The 13,599-nt window shown below is 38.9% G+C and carries 14 protein-coding genes; 8 read left to right on the top strand and 6 right to left on the bottom strand.

From position 1 onward, the window contains the following. Window positions 1-3: 3 nt before the first annotated feature. Together I4641_RS11390 and I4641_RS24430 are read right to left on the bottom strand one after the other, a co-directional pair. Window positions 4-195 (bottom strand): hypothetical protein, encoded by a 192-nt coding sequence (locus I4641_RS11390; protein ID WP_229640646.1) that lies wholly within the window; start codon window positions 193-195, stop codon window positions 4-6. A 49-nt stretch (window positions 196-244) separates the two neighbouring features. Then, window positions 245-451: a hypothetical protein gene (locus I4641_RS24430; protein WP_439655342.1), complete on the bottom strand. Its 207-nt coding sequence runs from the start codon at window positions 449-451 to the stop codon at window positions 245-247. A 36-nt stretch (window positions 452-487) separates the two neighbouring features. On the opposite strand from I4641_RS24430, the gene I4641_RS11380 reads away from it, so the two are divergent. Next, window positions 488-1,279 carry a hypothetical protein gene (locus I4641_RS11380; RefSeq protein WP_229640645.1) on the top strand — a complete coding sequence of 264 codons (792 nt, stop codon included), beginning with the start codon at window positions 488-490 and terminating at the stop codon, window positions 1,277-1,279. Between the two features lie 45 nt (window positions 1,280-1,324). Here I4641_RS11380 and I4641_RS11375 read toward each other — a convergent pair whose 3' ends face one another. Continuing rightward, window positions 1,325-1,498 (bottom strand): hypothetical protein, encoded by a 174-nt coding sequence (locus I4641_RS11375; RefSeq protein WP_229640644.1) that lies wholly within the window; start codon window positions 1,496-1,498, stop codon window positions 1,325-1,327. Between the two features lie 269 nt (window positions 1,499-1,767). On the opposite strand from I4641_RS11375, the gene I4641_RS11370 reads away from it, so the two are divergent. Then, a complete protein-coding gene (locus I4641_RS11370) occupies window positions 1,768-2,694 on the top strand; it encodes a histone deacetylase family protein (protein ID WP_229640643.1) in 927 nt (308 codons plus the stop codon). A 127-nt stretch (window positions 2,695-2,821) separates the two neighbouring features. Then, the gene (locus tag I4641_RS11365; protein ID WP_229640642.1) at window positions 2,822-4,219 is read left to right on the top strand and encodes an ATP-binding protein; all 1,398 of its coding nucleotides are present in this window, start codon (window positions 2,822-2,824) and stop codon (window positions 4,217-4,219) included. Window positions 4,220-4,229: 10 nt separating this feature from the next. Here I4641_RS11365 and I4641_RS11360 read toward each other — a convergent pair whose 3' ends face one another. After that, a complete protein-coding gene (locus I4641_RS11360; protein WP_229640641.1) occupies window positions 4,230-6,191 on the bottom strand; it encodes a S9 family peptidase in 1,962 nt (653 codons plus the stop codon). 591 nt (window positions 6,192-6,782) lie between these two features. Here I4641_RS11360 and I4641_RS11355 point away from each other — a divergent pair. The 5 genes from I4641_RS11355 (at window position 6,783) to I4641_RS11335 (ending at window position 11,107) form a co-directional block, all read left to right on the top strand. After that, window positions 6,783-7,739 carry an RNA polymerase sigma factor, RpoD/SigA family gene (locus I4641_RS11355; RefSeq protein ID WP_229640640.1) on the top strand — a complete coding sequence of 319 codons (957 nt, stop codon included), beginning with the start codon at window positions 6,783-6,785 and terminating at the stop codon, window positions 7,737-7,739. A 164-nt stretch (window positions 7,740-7,903) separates the two neighbouring features. Then, on the top strand, window positions 7,904-8,230 hold the full coding sequence (locus I4641_RS11350; RefSeq protein ID WP_229640639.1) for a DUF760 domain-containing protein: 327 nt from the start codon (window positions 7,904-7,906) through the stop codon (window positions 8,228-8,230). A gap of 132 nt (window positions 8,231-8,362) precedes the next feature. Next, a complete protein-coding gene (mutT, locus tag I4641_RS11345; RefSeq protein ID WP_229640638.1) occupies window positions 8,363-8,785 on the top strand; it encodes an 8-oxo-dGTP diphosphatase MutT in 423 nt (140 codons plus the stop codon). Further along, entirely contained in the window at window positions 8,782-9,954 is a 1,173-nt protein-coding gene (locus I4641_RS11340) for a response regulator (protein WP_229640637.1), read from the top strand. Before mutT ends, I4641_RS11340 begins: the two co-directional genes overlap by 4 nt. A 43-nt stretch (window positions 9,955-9,997) precedes the next feature. Then, window positions 9,998-11,107, top strand: coding sequence for a TRAP transporter substrate-binding protein (locus I4641_RS11335; protein ID WP_229640636.1), 1,110 nt, complete (start codon window positions 9,998-10,000; stop codon window positions 11,105-11,107). 7 nt (window positions 11,108-11,114) lie between these two features. Here the strand turns inward: I4641_RS11335 and I4641_RS11330 are convergent, their stop codons facing one another. Continuing rightward, window positions 11,115-12,185, bottom strand: coding sequence for a TIGR03032 family protein (locus tag I4641_RS11330; protein ID WP_229640635.1), 1,071 nt, complete (start codon window positions 12,183-12,185; stop codon window positions 11,115-11,117). A gap of 279 nt (window positions 12,186-12,464) precedes the next feature. Then, the gene (locus I4641_RS11325) at window positions 12,465-13,592 is read right to left on the bottom strand and encodes an aldo/keto reductase (protein WP_229640634.1); all 1,128 of its coding nucleotides are present in this window, start codon (window positions 13,590-13,592) and stop codon (window positions 12,465-12,467) included. Window positions 13,593-13,599 lie beyond the last annotated feature (7 nt).

Genomic DNA, 13,599 nt, shown 5'->3' with positions numbered 1-13,599 from the left:
GACTTAATTATCTTGAATTACTTCATGTTGCATTCTGACGTGCGGAAGGTGGGTACAAGAACAACGAGCCGTAAATCTAATAGCAATACGAAAAATATTTTCATTAATGCCATTAGCAAAAAGTATCAAAGAAAAAGCAATTGCGATCGCAATAGTTGACCATTTAACAATTTGCCATTTTTGCAAAGATAACATTTTGATTATATTGCTCGTCTAGAAAACTCTTGCTCAAGATGGCGAGATCTTACCCAGAGAAACAAGGGTAAGGCATCGGATTATGTAAGGGCGAAGGGCTATTTCCCCCCACGAGATATTTAAAATAAGTTTCGATATGCTTTCGGTGTAATCTGAAAATGCTGCCGAAAAACTCTAGTAAAGTGACTTTGATTTGTAAATGAGTATGTTCTATATATTCTCCACTTAGGTTAGTGGGAAAATTTTCGAGAGTCATATCTTACTTCTAAGTGGAGTAAACAGATGTCTTCCTTTGATTTTTGTCAACAATGGTATCCAGGGAAATCGCGATCGCGCTATGGCAATTCCTCTAAATATAGTGCGATCGACTACAGATGCGATCAAAGCTCAAGTCGACAAACCTTTTACAACTAAGATTATCTTTGAACCGCCTTCTCATTTAGAATATGAAATCTTTTTACCTGGGGGAGATAAACAGATCGGATTGATTACTTATTGTCTTCCCGTTGCACCAGGCAAATCTCGCATTGTGGCTCAATTTTCTCGCAATTTTGCCTACAAACTTCACTCTCTAGTACCTCGTTGGTGGGATCACTTGCAGAATCGTAACTTAATTTTAGATGGGGATATGATTTTACTCCGTCAACAGGAGAGTTTTTTGCAGAATACAAACTGGAAAACTGCTTACAGGATGCCTACCAGTGCAGATCTTTTGGTGATTGAGTTTCGTAATTGGTTTGATCGCTATTGTGATGGGAAATTACCCTGGAATAAAGTTGGGGTTGCTGCTTCTCCTTTTATAGAAACTTCTCGCGAAGTTTTACTAGATCGCTATCATCAGCACACACAACACTGTAGCAGTTGCCGCAAAACATTAAAGACAATTCGGCTTATACAATGGTTGTTGCTTAGTTATTTTGCGATCGTAGTTGCGATCGTTGCAGTATTACCCGATAGTTTCAGGGTTGGCTTGGGTTTATATCTGATTATTTCCACAATTTTGGGTTTGGGAATTGGTGCAATATTAAGATTTTGGCTGATGCCTAAATTTTACTTTGTAGATTATGTTCATTCAGCAAGGTAATTTAAACAGTACAAAACAAAGTAATTATATGAAGTAATTATTGAATCACTGCTGAGTGACTTTTTTGTCTTTAATCGATTGGGAGAATATCTTGTCTTGCACCTTTTCTTGCTTGAGTTGTTCTTTTAGAGAATCAACACTGCGCATTCTAGGATGATCTCGATAAACTTCTTTAATTCTATCTATGAAAAAGCGTATATTTTTTCCTTGTTGAAACATTTATGACCTCTACAATTAAAATACGAAACGATTTTTTGATCATATTCGCTGTATATACATACTATAGCAATCTTGTCGAGTGCTTTTAATGTTTATTAACAAAAGAATTGAATTGTTATATACGTTAATATAATTTTAAGATTAATAGCGATCGCAAAAGAATAGATTTAATCGATATAATCTTTCACGATAGGTTATTTAGCGGTTTTAAATGCGTACAATTAGGGCTAAGTAATTATGAGAAAGTTTTCTATTCCTAGCTATTTTTTATGAGTAAGATTTCAGTTATTTATTCCTCAGAATTTCTCGAACACGACACGGGATACGGTCATCCAGAAAAAGCTAAAAGGTTAACGGCGATCGCCAAAGCATTACAAGAAGCAGAATGGAGCGATCGCCTAGAATGGCACTTCCCAACTCCCTGCCAAGAGAGAAAAGTGTTATCTCATATTCAAAAAATTCATACCCCCGAACATATCGAACGAGTCAAAAAGGTTGCTCTTGAGGGTGGCGGACATTTAGATGCAGACACAGTTATATCTGCTAAGAGTTATGAAGTAGCTTTGCTAGCGGTTAGTGCCTGGCTTGATGGGGTGGATCGAGTGTTAAACTATCAACAACCGACTTTTGTCTTGGCTCGTCCCCCAGGACACCATGCTACAAGGAATAGGGCGATGGGATTTTGTTTATTTTCCAATGCAGCGATCGCAGCGGAATATGCCTTAACCAAACCAAGAATTGAAAGAGTGGGCATCCTCGACTGGGACGTTCATCATGGTAATGGGACAGAAGCGATCGTACAAGATAATTCCCACATTGCATATTGTTCTCTACATCAACACCCCTGTTATCCAGGTACGGGTGGCAACAAAAACCAAAGAGGAAAATATAATAATATTCTCAATTTACCTCTGGTGGAGGGCAGTAATATTGCCGATTACCAACTAATCTTTGAAGAAGAAGTAATACCTTTTTTCAAAAATTTCTCACCAGATATTTTAATAGTTAGTGCTGGTTATGATGCCAATCAAGACGATCCCTTAGCTGGTATTTCTTTGCAACCACAAGATTATAGTTTGCTAACAAAATATGTATTACAAATTACAAATTTTCCTTTGTTTGGTTTAGAAGGAGGTTATGCTTTAGGGGCTTTAGCTAAATCTGTAGTTGCCACTTTAAGGACTTGTCTGTCATAGTTGTTGATTATTTATTAATTGCTCCTACGGGAATTTACTCTTACAATTAAGGTCTAAATTTAAGGTCTAAATCATTCTCTTTAAAAATGTAATTCTGCTAGATATATATAGTGTAGCTCCGAACAATATGAATATTGCTATCTCTGAACCATCTTTGTTCCAGTTGACACAGAACTTAGACGAACCCCTTCCTTCCATATCTATTGGTGCAGAAACTCTTAAAAATCATGTTGCTTCTATTATTGACTTATTAATTGAAAAACAGCTTCGGGCAACAGTGTGGGTGAAATTACCTCAAACTAAAAGCTGGGTCGATCGCATACAAAAATTGCAACGAGAGGGGAATACAGAAAGCATTTATTTATGTAGTCATAACAAGAACTATCCCGACAAGTCTTTTTTAAATGACGACCCAGAAAAAACTCCAGTTATTCCCTTGAAATTTGATAAAAATCTGATTCTACAGCGAGAATCTTTTTTGGTTATCTCATCTCCTGATTTTTGTAGCTTAGTCTTGGCTCAATGGCAGAAAGGAAAAATCAAGATGGAATCTTCGGGGAAAAGATTACAACAGCCATATTTAGAAATGGTTTCTAGTTTTGAGCCTGAAGTAATTACTCAAGTTTTAGCAGAAATTTCCGATCGAATATTAGAAGGTGTTAATACTCTGCCAAGAAAACATTTTATCGTCAATACCAATATTGTTGCTCAAAACAAATTGGTAGGAGAACTTCTTTTGAAACAACTTAATTCTACCGAGACAGTACAAAAAAGTTTAAACTCCTTATCCAAAATCGATCGCATTCCCGAAAAAAGTACAACAGTATTAGGATTGCAAGAAAACTTTCTCAACAACTTAGTCCAAGAATTGCGCTCGCCTATTACCCATATGAAAACGGCTCTCAGTCTTTTGGAGTCGAAACAAATCAAAGGAGAACAACGCCAACGCTATCTTCAAATGGTCAGCGATGAATGCGATCGCCAAAATTCTCTTGTTGGTGGTTTGTTAGAGCTATTACAGTTAGATACTCCCATCGAAGCAGAGTATCTACATCTCAATGAGATTGTCCCTGGTATAGTCAGTACTTATCAACCCCTAGCCGAAGAAAAAGAAATTCAACTAGGATATACCATCCCAGCCGATATTCCTGCTATTTCTTGTCCTCGTAGTTGGTTTAGACAGATTATTATCAACCTGCTCAATAATAGTCTGAGATTTACTCCTCCCCTGGGTAGAGTGTTCGTCCAAGCAGCATTCAAAAAAAACAATGAATATGTAGAAATTTTGGTCAACGATACTGGTGTTGGTATTCCCTCCAGCGAAATTAACAAAATTTTTCATGGTTTCTATCGCACCAAACCGACTACCCAAGAAAAGGTGACAGGGGCGGGATTGGGCTTAACTCTCGTTCAACAGCTAATTTTACGTTGTGGTGGCTCTATTTCCGTTACTAGTAAGGTGGGTAAGGGAACTAGTTTTAAAATATTAATGCCCGCAGTACCAATGGAATTAATTGATAATTAGCCAGTAGCAATTATTTAAGATTAATAATCTCAATCGGTTCGATCGCTTCTGCTGGCTCAAAGCCAAAGATTTGTGAATAGAAATAAAATTCACTATCAAGAGCCTTTTTAATATTGTCTGCTATTCTAAAACCGTGGGCTTCTTGTTCAAATGCTACATAGGCTGCGGGTAAACCTTTCTCTTTAATACTGCTAAACATCATTTCTGCTTGATTGGGAGGTACGACTTTATCCTCCAAACCTTGAAAGAAGATGACGGGACAATTGAGTTGTTGGACATGATAAATAGGCGATCGCTCTTGATAAATGGCTTTGTCTTCGGGATATTTGCCAATCAGACGATCCAAATAGCGAGATTCAAATTTGTGAGTATCTTTAGCTAAAATTTCTAAATCGCTGACACCATAGTAACTAGCTCCTGCTTTAAAAGTATCGCGGAAGGTCAGGGCTGCTAAGGTTGTATATCCCCCCGCACTACTCCCTGTAATCACCAAACGATCTCCATCTACTTGAACGCGGTCGACTAAGTATTTAGCACCATTAACGCAATCTTCGACATCGACAATACCCCACTTACCATCTAACCTCTGACGATATTGACGACCATAGCCAATACTACCGCCATAGTTCACGTCTAGGTAGCCAAAACCCCGACTAGTCCAATACTGAACTCGAAGATTGAGATCTACCGACGCTGCTGCGGTAGGGCCTCCATGACTCTTGACAATCAAAGGAGGGAGTTCGTCTGTGGGTGCGCTATAGTCTTGATTGGTTGGGGGATAATACCACCCGTGGGCTGTTAAATCATCTGCTGTGGGAAATGCGATCGCTTCGGGCAAAGCAAGATAGCCAGGATCGATAGTTAGATCTCCCGTCCGTTTTAAAATTTGTTCTTTTCTATTATCTAAATCTAGCTTAACGACTGCGCTAGTCTCTGTCGGCGTACCTCCAACAAAAACGACAAAACCGCTTTCGCTGGCTTGTAAATCGGAAATATTTGTATATCTGGTTTTGATTGTTTCCAATTGCTTAGTGGTTAAATCGATCATTCCCAAATGCCAACTGCCATCGGCTGAGTAGGTACAAATTAGGCGATCTCCGCCAATAAAACCATAGGTAGATAAGCCAAACACCCAATGAGGATAGGCAAATTCCGCTGCCATTTGATGCAATATTTCGATCGAACCATTGATATTGCGTCGATAAAGATTCCACCAATTAGTGCGATCGCTAGAAAAGTAAAGTCTGCCATCATTACTCCATTTTGGCTCGCAAATGGACTCCTCTTCTCCCCCTGCTACTAATTTGGGTCTATCTATTACCCCAGCATCATTAAGATTGGCTACCCATAAATAAGTACTGTCCCAAGGCATATGGGGATGATTCCAACTCAACCAGGCTAACTGTTTGCCATCCCGACTCAAACGAGGGGAAGAGTAAAAGTCATCCCCCTCAACTAAAGTCTGGATTTTCCCCGTAATTAAATCAATTGTTACCAAGATGTTTTTAGCTTCAGCATCTTGTTGTTCGCGGTCTTCACAAACACAAATCAAACGATTTCTGTGGCTATCGACTACGATATCAGCATAGCGTTGGTGTATTTTATTGGTTAGGGGTTGGGGCTGTCGGTCGAGGACTTGTTGATAAATTCTGCCATCGGCATAGTTGGAAAAGTAGAGGGTATCTTGCGCTACTGCATACGCTCCTCCACCATATTCGTGGACTTTGGTACGGACGCTCAAACCAGGAGGCGTAATATTTTTGATTCCGCGCCGAGTCGCCATTGCTTTGGGCTTATCGCCAAAACAGGCTACAATCGAGCTTCTACCTTTTTCTTGAGGACGTTTTTCTAACCAGTAAATATCTTCATTATTAATAGCAATTCCACCAATACCAATAGTTTTAGAAACTATCAGGTCTGAAGTTATCGGGGATTTCCAAGAACCGAAGGTAGCAACTTGAGATGTTTTCATAATTTTGTTATTCTTGGCCATTTTGCTGCGATAGTAGTTTCTTCTCGATACATTTAATCATTTTTACAGCTTTCTACCCCCGACCCTTATAGTACTATTTCAAATAGAACTATGTAGTAAAGTAGTTTAGAATAACAATTCTAGCTCGATTAAAAATGTAATTTCAGCATAATCTCCGTTTTTGTTGTCAGTGTTGCATTTTTAAATAACTTTCGTCTATATGATTTTGATTACAGATAGATAATTTGAGATTCTACTGTAATTGCTCAAAATCGAAAAAGTTTCTAATAAAAGTTACATAAGTTAATAAATATCGTGTATCGTGAATATTAAAGGCATAACCAAAAATTAATGGTTGGATAGAGTGAGGTCAAAAAAACATTAGGAAAACAAGTACAAAAAACCTAAGAATTAAAATTGGAAGCGAGCTTATTTTGAGGTAAATCGTATTTTTTGTAACAAAAAACAATATAAAGTCTCATCAATTTTCTCCCAATCTGCAAATTGAGTTTTTCTAGCCAAACACCCAAAATAACCAAAAATTAGAGAATTTCATTCTTACTCCATTCAACTCAGTCAGCAAATCGCGTCATGAAAACAGCACAAAAATCTAACGATTTAGTTAGAAGCTATCTTAAAGAAATAGGTCGCGTTCCTCTGCTAACCCACGAGGAAGAAATTCTTTATTCCAAAAGAGTTCAAAAGGCGATCGCTATAACCAAAATCAAAGAAGAGTTAGCTGAAAAATTAGGTATAGAACCTACTCTGCAACAGTGGGCGCAGGAAGCTAATCTTTCAACAAAAGAGATTGAAACGATTTTGGAAGCAGGAGATTCAGCCAAACGTAAAATGGTAGAAGCTAATTTACGCCTGGTAGTTTCGGTAGCCAAAAAATATCTCAAGCGAAACCTAGACCTTTTGGACTTGATTCAAGAAGGAACAATTGGGATGCAGCGAGGGGTCGAAAAATTCGATCCTACTAAAGGATATCGTTTTAGTACTTATGCCTACTGGTGGATTCGTCAAGCAATCACCAGAGCGATCGCTGAAAAAGGACGCACTATTCGTCTGCCAATTCACATTACCGAAAAACTAAACAAAATTAAAAAGGCTCAAAGACAGTTAGCCCAAAAGAAAGGTCGTACTGCTACTATAGCCGAACTAGCTGTTGAGCTAGACCTAACTACCAAACAAGTACGAGACTACCTAGAAAAGTCTCGCCAGCCAATTTCCCTAGATGTCAGAGTGGGAGACAACAACGACACCGAACTAGGGGATATGCTGGAAGATACGGGTCAATCTCCTGAAGATTACGCCACTTCATCTTCTCTCAAAAGAGACTTGGAGAAACTCATGGCAGATCTAACTCCTCAACAAAGAGAAGTTATCTGTCTGAGGTTTGGACTAGCTGATGGCAAACCCATGACTTTGGCTAAAATTGGTGAATGCTTGAGTATCAGCCGAGAAAGAGTCCGACAGATCGAAAGAGAAGCACTATCTAAATTGCGCAAGCGCAAGACCACAATTCGCGAATATTTGGCAAGCTAGTAATTAATTGGCAGCTTATGAGATCGGAAAACTCTCTGACTTTAGTTCGGTTCTACGTAACTGTCAATTAAGTAAGAAATGGTTAAATAGGGGAGAGATTGGTTGAAGCAAACTTCAATAACTCAAAGAAAAAATTCCAAAACCAGATCAAAAGAGGTGGAAGAGTGAAAAGCGAAAGCAGTCCGCAAAACACTTTTAAGAAAAATATTGATGGCAACGCACTATGGCAGTACGTACAATCTTTGAGTCCAGAAACCATCGCTCAACTTTCTCAGCCCGAATCTCAAGAGGTTTTCCAGGCGATCGAACACAATATTATTGGCTTACTGGGAAATCTTCCTAGCGACAATTTTGATGTTTCTATCAACACCAACCGAGAAAACTTAGGACGTTTATTGGCATCAGCAATGATAAGCGGATACTTTTTGCGTAACGCTGAACAGCGAATGGCTTTTGAAGAATCGCTACTAGCAACTCAAATAGATAGTTAGAAATATTAACCGTAAATTAGAATATAGAACAATAATGGAAGCAACCTCTATCGAGATAATATAAGGGTTGCTTTGTTTTTTATTAAAAAGCTCTAATATAAATTAAATTTTGATTATTATTATATTTAAACTATGTCAGGAATTTCATCTCCAAAAGCACATAAGAAAATTGGGGTAGCTGTAATTAGTAACCCTAAAGGGAAAATTCTGATAGATCGTAGAAAATCAGATGGAGAAATGGGGGGACTTTGGGAATTTCCTGGAGGAAAAATTGAACCAGGAGAAACGGTAGAAGAGTGTATCGAGCGAGAAATAAAAGAAGAATTGGATATCGAGATAACAGTAAGCGATCGCTTGACAACTATCACTCATGACTATCAAACTTTTACAGTGACCCTATACGTTCATCTGTGCCAGTATATCAGGGGAAAACCACAACCAATAGAATGTGAAGAAATCCAGTGGGTAGATCCATTTCTAATGAATCAATATCAATTTCCTCAAGCCAACGCTAAAATTATTAATCTTCTACAACAAAGGGGCATAAAACAATGAATGCCAATAAGACTTCTGATAATTTAATCGTTAGAGAATTTACCGCCCCCAAACAGATTAAACTATTTACATCGTTACAGGAATCACAGATTAGCGGTCAACTAACTTTTACCGATCCCATACAAGGTAATGAATGGCATCTTTACCTTTATTTAGGGGGGATAGTCTATGGTACGGGAGGAATTCATCCTATTCGTCGCTGGCAAAGAAATCTGATTACAAATTTACCTCAAATACCTTTTCAATTATCTACTCTCCAAGAAGAATTGACCGAACGAGATGCCGATCTTAGCAACAATATTTGGGAATACGAACAATTATCTCATTGGGTAGAACAACAAATTATTACTCCTCAACAAGGAAGTAACGCAGTACTATTTGTTTTGAGCGAAATATTCTTTGATTTGACCCAAGCAAAACAGGTAATTTGTCGACTCAATCAAAATAATATTCTTGCCCCTAAAATTGAGCCAATTGAAGCAAAAGAATTAATTAATCTCAATCAACAGGTTTGGCAAACTTGGGAAGAAGCTGCCGTAGCGGATAGACAGCCAGATTTAGCTCCTGTCATTTTGCAACCCAAAGAACTACAGAAAAAAACTTCAATTTCAGCCTATCAAAGTTTGTGTAAATTGCTTAATGGCAACAGAACATTAAGAGACTTGTCCGTACAACTCAAAACATCTCCTATACAAGTTGTTTGCTCTTTACTACCTTATATTCAGTCGGGAATTTTTGGTTTGGTGGGGGTTCCCGATTTATTGGAATTACTTACCTCTTCTAATGGAATTTACGAAGATGGAAGTCGTCCTTTAATTGCTTGTGTTGATGATAGCTTAATGATCTCCCATATGATGGAGCAAATTATTAGTATTGCTGGCTATCGTTTTGTAGCGATTAACGATCCGACAGAAGCTGTGGCGACTTTACTGGCTCGCAAGCCCGATCTAATTTTCTTGGATGTTGTCATGCCTCAAATTAGCGGCTATGATCTCTGCGCTCAACTACGCAAATATTCAGAATTTGATACAACACCAATTATTTTTCTAACTAGCAATAGTGGGATCGTCGATCGCATTAGAGCCAAGATGGTAGGATCGACAGATTTTTTAAAGAAAACTGTTGATGCGGATGAACTTTTAGAAAAAGTAGTAGAATATCTACCTTAATTGATTTATTCTTCTCTCAATTTTATATTAGTTATTAATAACTATGAAACGCAGACAATTAATCGATCGCTTGGCAATTGCAGCAACCACCAGCACTATCTTAGTAGCTTGCGATCGAACCGATCGCGCTAACAGCGATCCTAGCATCGGGGGAAGCGATTTACCCCAGATAAAATGGCGCATGGTCACGAGTTGGCCAAAATCCTTAGATACCATTTATGGTGGGGCGCAAACAGTCTGCGATCGCGTTTCTGCTATGACTGGAGGACGTTTTTCCATCGAATTCTATGCTGCGGGGGAAATTGTTCCTGGTTTAGAAGTGCTAGATGCAGTACAAAATGGTACTGCCGAATGCGGGCATACTGCTAGCTATTATTATGTGGGCAAAAACCCCGCCTTAGCTTTTGGTACGAGCGTTCCTTTTGGTCTAACTGCCCAACAGCAAAATGCTTGGTACTATCATGGTGGCGGTTTGGCAGCAATGCACGAACTCTACAGCGATTTTAATATAATTAATTTCCCTGCGGGTAATACAGGGGCGCAAATGGGAGGCTGGTTTAAGAAAGAAATCAAATCTCTACAAGACCTCAAAGGTTTAAAAATGCGTATTCCTGGCTTGGGAGGCGAAGTTATGTCTCGTCTGGGGGTGAACGTACAGGTAATACCAGGAGGAGAAATATATCTAGCTTTAGAAAGGGGTGCAATTGACGCAGCAGAATGGGTAGGCCCTTATGACGACCAAAAGCTAGGCTTAAATAAAGCAGCATCCTATTATTATTATCCTGGCTGGTGGGAACCTGGCCCTACTTTGGAAGTGCAGGTTAATAAATCTCAGTGGGAGAAATTACCTGTAGAGTATCAAGAAATATTCAAAACCGCAGCGATGGAAGCTAATCTAAATATGCTTTCTAAATACGATGCTTTGAATCGAAAGGCTTTAAAGAGTTTAACTGATAGTGGTACGAAACTAGTGGCATATCCCCCAGAAGTATTGCAAGCAGGGAAAGAAGCCGCAGAGAGCTATTATGCCGAACAGTCGGCTAAGAGTTCTGCCTTTAAGAAGGTATACGACCAATGGAATCAATTCCGTTCCGCTATTTCAGAATGGAATAAAATTAACGAGTTGAGTTATACCAGTTTTGTTAATAAATAGTATTTGTTTATTCAGTGATTCTTAAAATTCGCCGAATCTCATCGCTTTTAATGCCGATCACCATAGGACAGCGACGCTGGGGAATTACCGCTACGTCATAAAGTTCTTCCACTACCCCTTCAATCTGCAAAGAATGAACGCAGTCCCCCGTCCGCAAATCAATGACTATCAAGCCACAACGAGGAGCAACATCTTTCTCTTGGAGTCTTTCGTCTAGAGGTAAACCCGTAAAGGTTTTGTTGTCTCTGGGTTTAGATAAGCCCACAATGGCGTAATCTCCTGCAAAGGCTAGCCCCCGCAAATAGCCAGGACAAAAGGATACAGGAACAAATGTACTTGTCTGAAGATCTCCATAACCTAATTCCCCCGTACCTGAATTAAGTAGCCAAAGCTTACCCTGATACCACCGAGGAGAGTGGGGCATGGATAAACCTGTAACTACAATCTCGTTAGTTTCCACATCAATGACACAACCGCTATTAGTGCGTTTATCTCGCCAACCATCAACCACATCGCTTTGGGAGACTGCGGTAACGTATTTCGGCTTACCTTCTACCATTGCCATACCGTTGAGATGACAGCGATCTTCTGCTGCTAGGCGAGAAATAAAGGGCGGTTTCCACAATGGCTGAAAACTATGGCTGGGGCTTACTGTCGCCAGACAGTTAAACAGAGTATTTACAAAGATAGGCTGCTGTTGATTGTTGAGAGCCAAGTCGTGAATATCTAAATCTCCCGTGATATAGCTCATTTGGGGGACATAGAGACAGTCGTAACCATCTTGCTGTTGCCCTGGATCGAGGATATTGTCTAATCGCCACATCTGATAAAGAGAACTCAACCAGATCGTGTTTTCGGTAGCGTGTAAACCCATACATCGCTCAAAGGTGCGTTCAAATACGGATAGTTTGCCACTGGGTTGCAAACCAATAAAAAAGATTTTCCCCCCTTGGTAGGTAGAAAAGGTTAGGGATAAATGCTGTTCAAAGAGCCAAGCAGTGAACTGGCGGGAAGCATTTAGTTCTAGTTTTGGTACGGGAGAATTGCTGAGATTTTGGATAGAGTTAGTAGAGATCATTAAGTATTAAGTAAACTCTAAGTAAAAATATTTTTACTTTATTTAACTGAAGAACCATTTAACTAACGACAATTTATATTTAAAAATTGAGTAATTATGCCAGTATAATGATTACTAATAACATTTCTAACTTTTTGAAGTGTTTTTGTCCTCAGTATTATTGTCGATCGTATTTTTACTGTTTCTACTTGTATTAATTGATTTGAATACGTTTGAAAGAAATTTTGTAGCTACTTTTTTATAACCAATTATGGTGTCTATCAAAATCCCAATTCTTAATTATTCCCATAATCTACGACGTTGCTTACCTTTAAGCCGTTGATGGGTGTCTCTAAGTAAAGCAGGAATGGGTAAGTTTTCTGGACAGCGTGGCAAACAGTCTCCACAGTCAGTGCATTTATCGCCTTTTTTGCCTGGAAACCAATGCCCAGCATTTTCTAACATTCTGTAGCGATATTGTCCGTAATCTTCCATTTCATAGGCAATAGCCAAGTTACGCAGTCTGAGAATTTCGGGAATATTAATTGTTTCGGGACAAGGAAGACATTGATGACACTGACGACAAAGATCTGTAGAAAGAGTTGTTTCTAATTGTTGTTCGAGCTTGTTAAAGATGGTTGTTTCTTGCTCTGTTAGAGGACGATCGGCATTACTTATTTTTAATGGTGCGATTAATTCTTCTGGGATAGCAGCACCTACACTCAAAGTGGTAATACGAGAATCGCTTAATAAGAAACGATAATTTAATTCTAAAGGGGTAAAAGGACTGCATAATTCTTGTAGCTTTTTTGGAGGACTATATAGCTTACCTCCTTTGTCAGCAGGAGAAATAATAAATATTCCCATATCCTTTTCTGCTGCTAAAGCGATCGCTTTCTGATTGCGTTGGAAAAAATAATAATAGTGTAGATTAATAAATTCAAATAAATCTGTCTCAATTGCGGCGGTTATCAAATCTAGGCTACCGTGGGTTGAAAAGCCTAAGTGTCTTATTTTACCTTGATTGATCGCGGTTTGTATTGATGCGAGACAACCGTTGGGGTTAGCGATCGCTTCTAAATGCTTCCAAGTATTAATGCCATGAATTGCCAGACAGTCAATGTAGTTAACTTGCAATCTAGCTAAAGATTGATCGATCCTCTGGCTCATTTCTAGAGGATTTAAACTAGGAGACAACTTGGTAGTGATGTAAATCTCTTGGCGAGGAATAGCAAGATCTTGTAATGCCTGTCCTAAATAGCTTTCGCTTTGACCATAACCTCTAGCAGTTTCTAAATGATTAATGCCTAAAGAGATCGCTTTGGCAATAGTATTTTGGGTGGTTTGGGGAGAATCCAAACAACGCATTGTCCCCAAAGAAAACACCGATAAATTAAGATTGGTTTTACCAAACCTTCTGTGACGCATAACTTCT

It is taken from the genome of Waterburya agarophytonicola KI4 (assembly GCF_020640915.1).
In the GTDB taxonomy this organism is placed as follows: domain Bacteria; phylum Cyanobacteriota; class Cyanobacteriia; order Cyanobacteriales; family Xenococcaceae; genus Waterburya; species Waterburya agarophytonicola.
The sequence above is the reverse complement of the archived record's forward strand: the minus strand, read 5'-3'. Positions and strand labels throughout refer to the sequence as shown.

Bases quoted from the DNA above. Each gene is read 5' to 3' on its own strand.
- I4641_RS11375 (WP_229640644.1), bottom strand. From the start codon at position 1,498: ATGTTTCAACAAGGAAAAAATATACGCTTTTTCATAGATAGAATTAAA.
- I4641_RS11330 (WP_229640635.1), bottom strand. From the start codon at position 12,185: ATGATCTCTACTAACTCTATCCAAAATCTCAGCAATTCTCCCGTACCA.
- I4641_RS11325 (WP_229640634.1), bottom strand. From the start codon at position 13,592: ATGCGTCACAGAAGGTTTGGTAAAACCAATCTTAATTTATCGGTGTTT.
- I4641_RS11390 (WP_229640646.1), bottom strand. From the start codon at position 195: ATGTTATCTTTGCAAAAATGGCAAATTGTTAAATGGTCAACTATTGCG.
- I4641_RS11365 (WP_229640642.1), top strand. From the start codon at position 2,822: ATGAATATTGCTATCTCTGAACCATCTTTGTTCCAGTTGACACAGAAC.
- mutT (WP_229640638.1), top strand. From the start codon at position 8,363: ATGTCAGGAATTTCATCTCCAAAAGCACATAAGAAAATTGGGGTAGCT.
- I4641_RS11360 (WP_229640641.1), bottom strand. From the start codon at position 6,191: ATGAAAACATCTCAAGTTGCTACCTTCGGTTCTTGGAAATCCCCGATA.
- I4641_RS11340 (WP_229640637.1), top strand. From the start codon at position 8,782: ATGAATGCCAATAAGACTTCTGATAATTTAATCGTTAGAGAATTTACC.
- I4641_RS11335 (WP_229640636.1), top strand. From the start codon at position 9,998: ATGAAACGCAGACAATTAATCGATCGCTTGGCAATTGCAGCAACCACC.
- I4641_RS11370 (WP_229640643.1), top strand. From the start codon at position 1,768: ATGAGTAAGATTTCAGTTATTTATTCCTCAGAATTTCTCGAACACGAC.
- I4641_RS11355 (WP_229640640.1), top strand. From the start codon at position 6,783: ATGAAAACAGCACAAAAATCTAACGATTTAGTTAGAAGCTATCTTAAA.
- I4641_RS24430 (WP_439655342.1), bottom strand. From the start codon at position 451: ATGACTCTCGAAAATTTTCCCACTAACCTAAGTGGAGAATATATAGAA.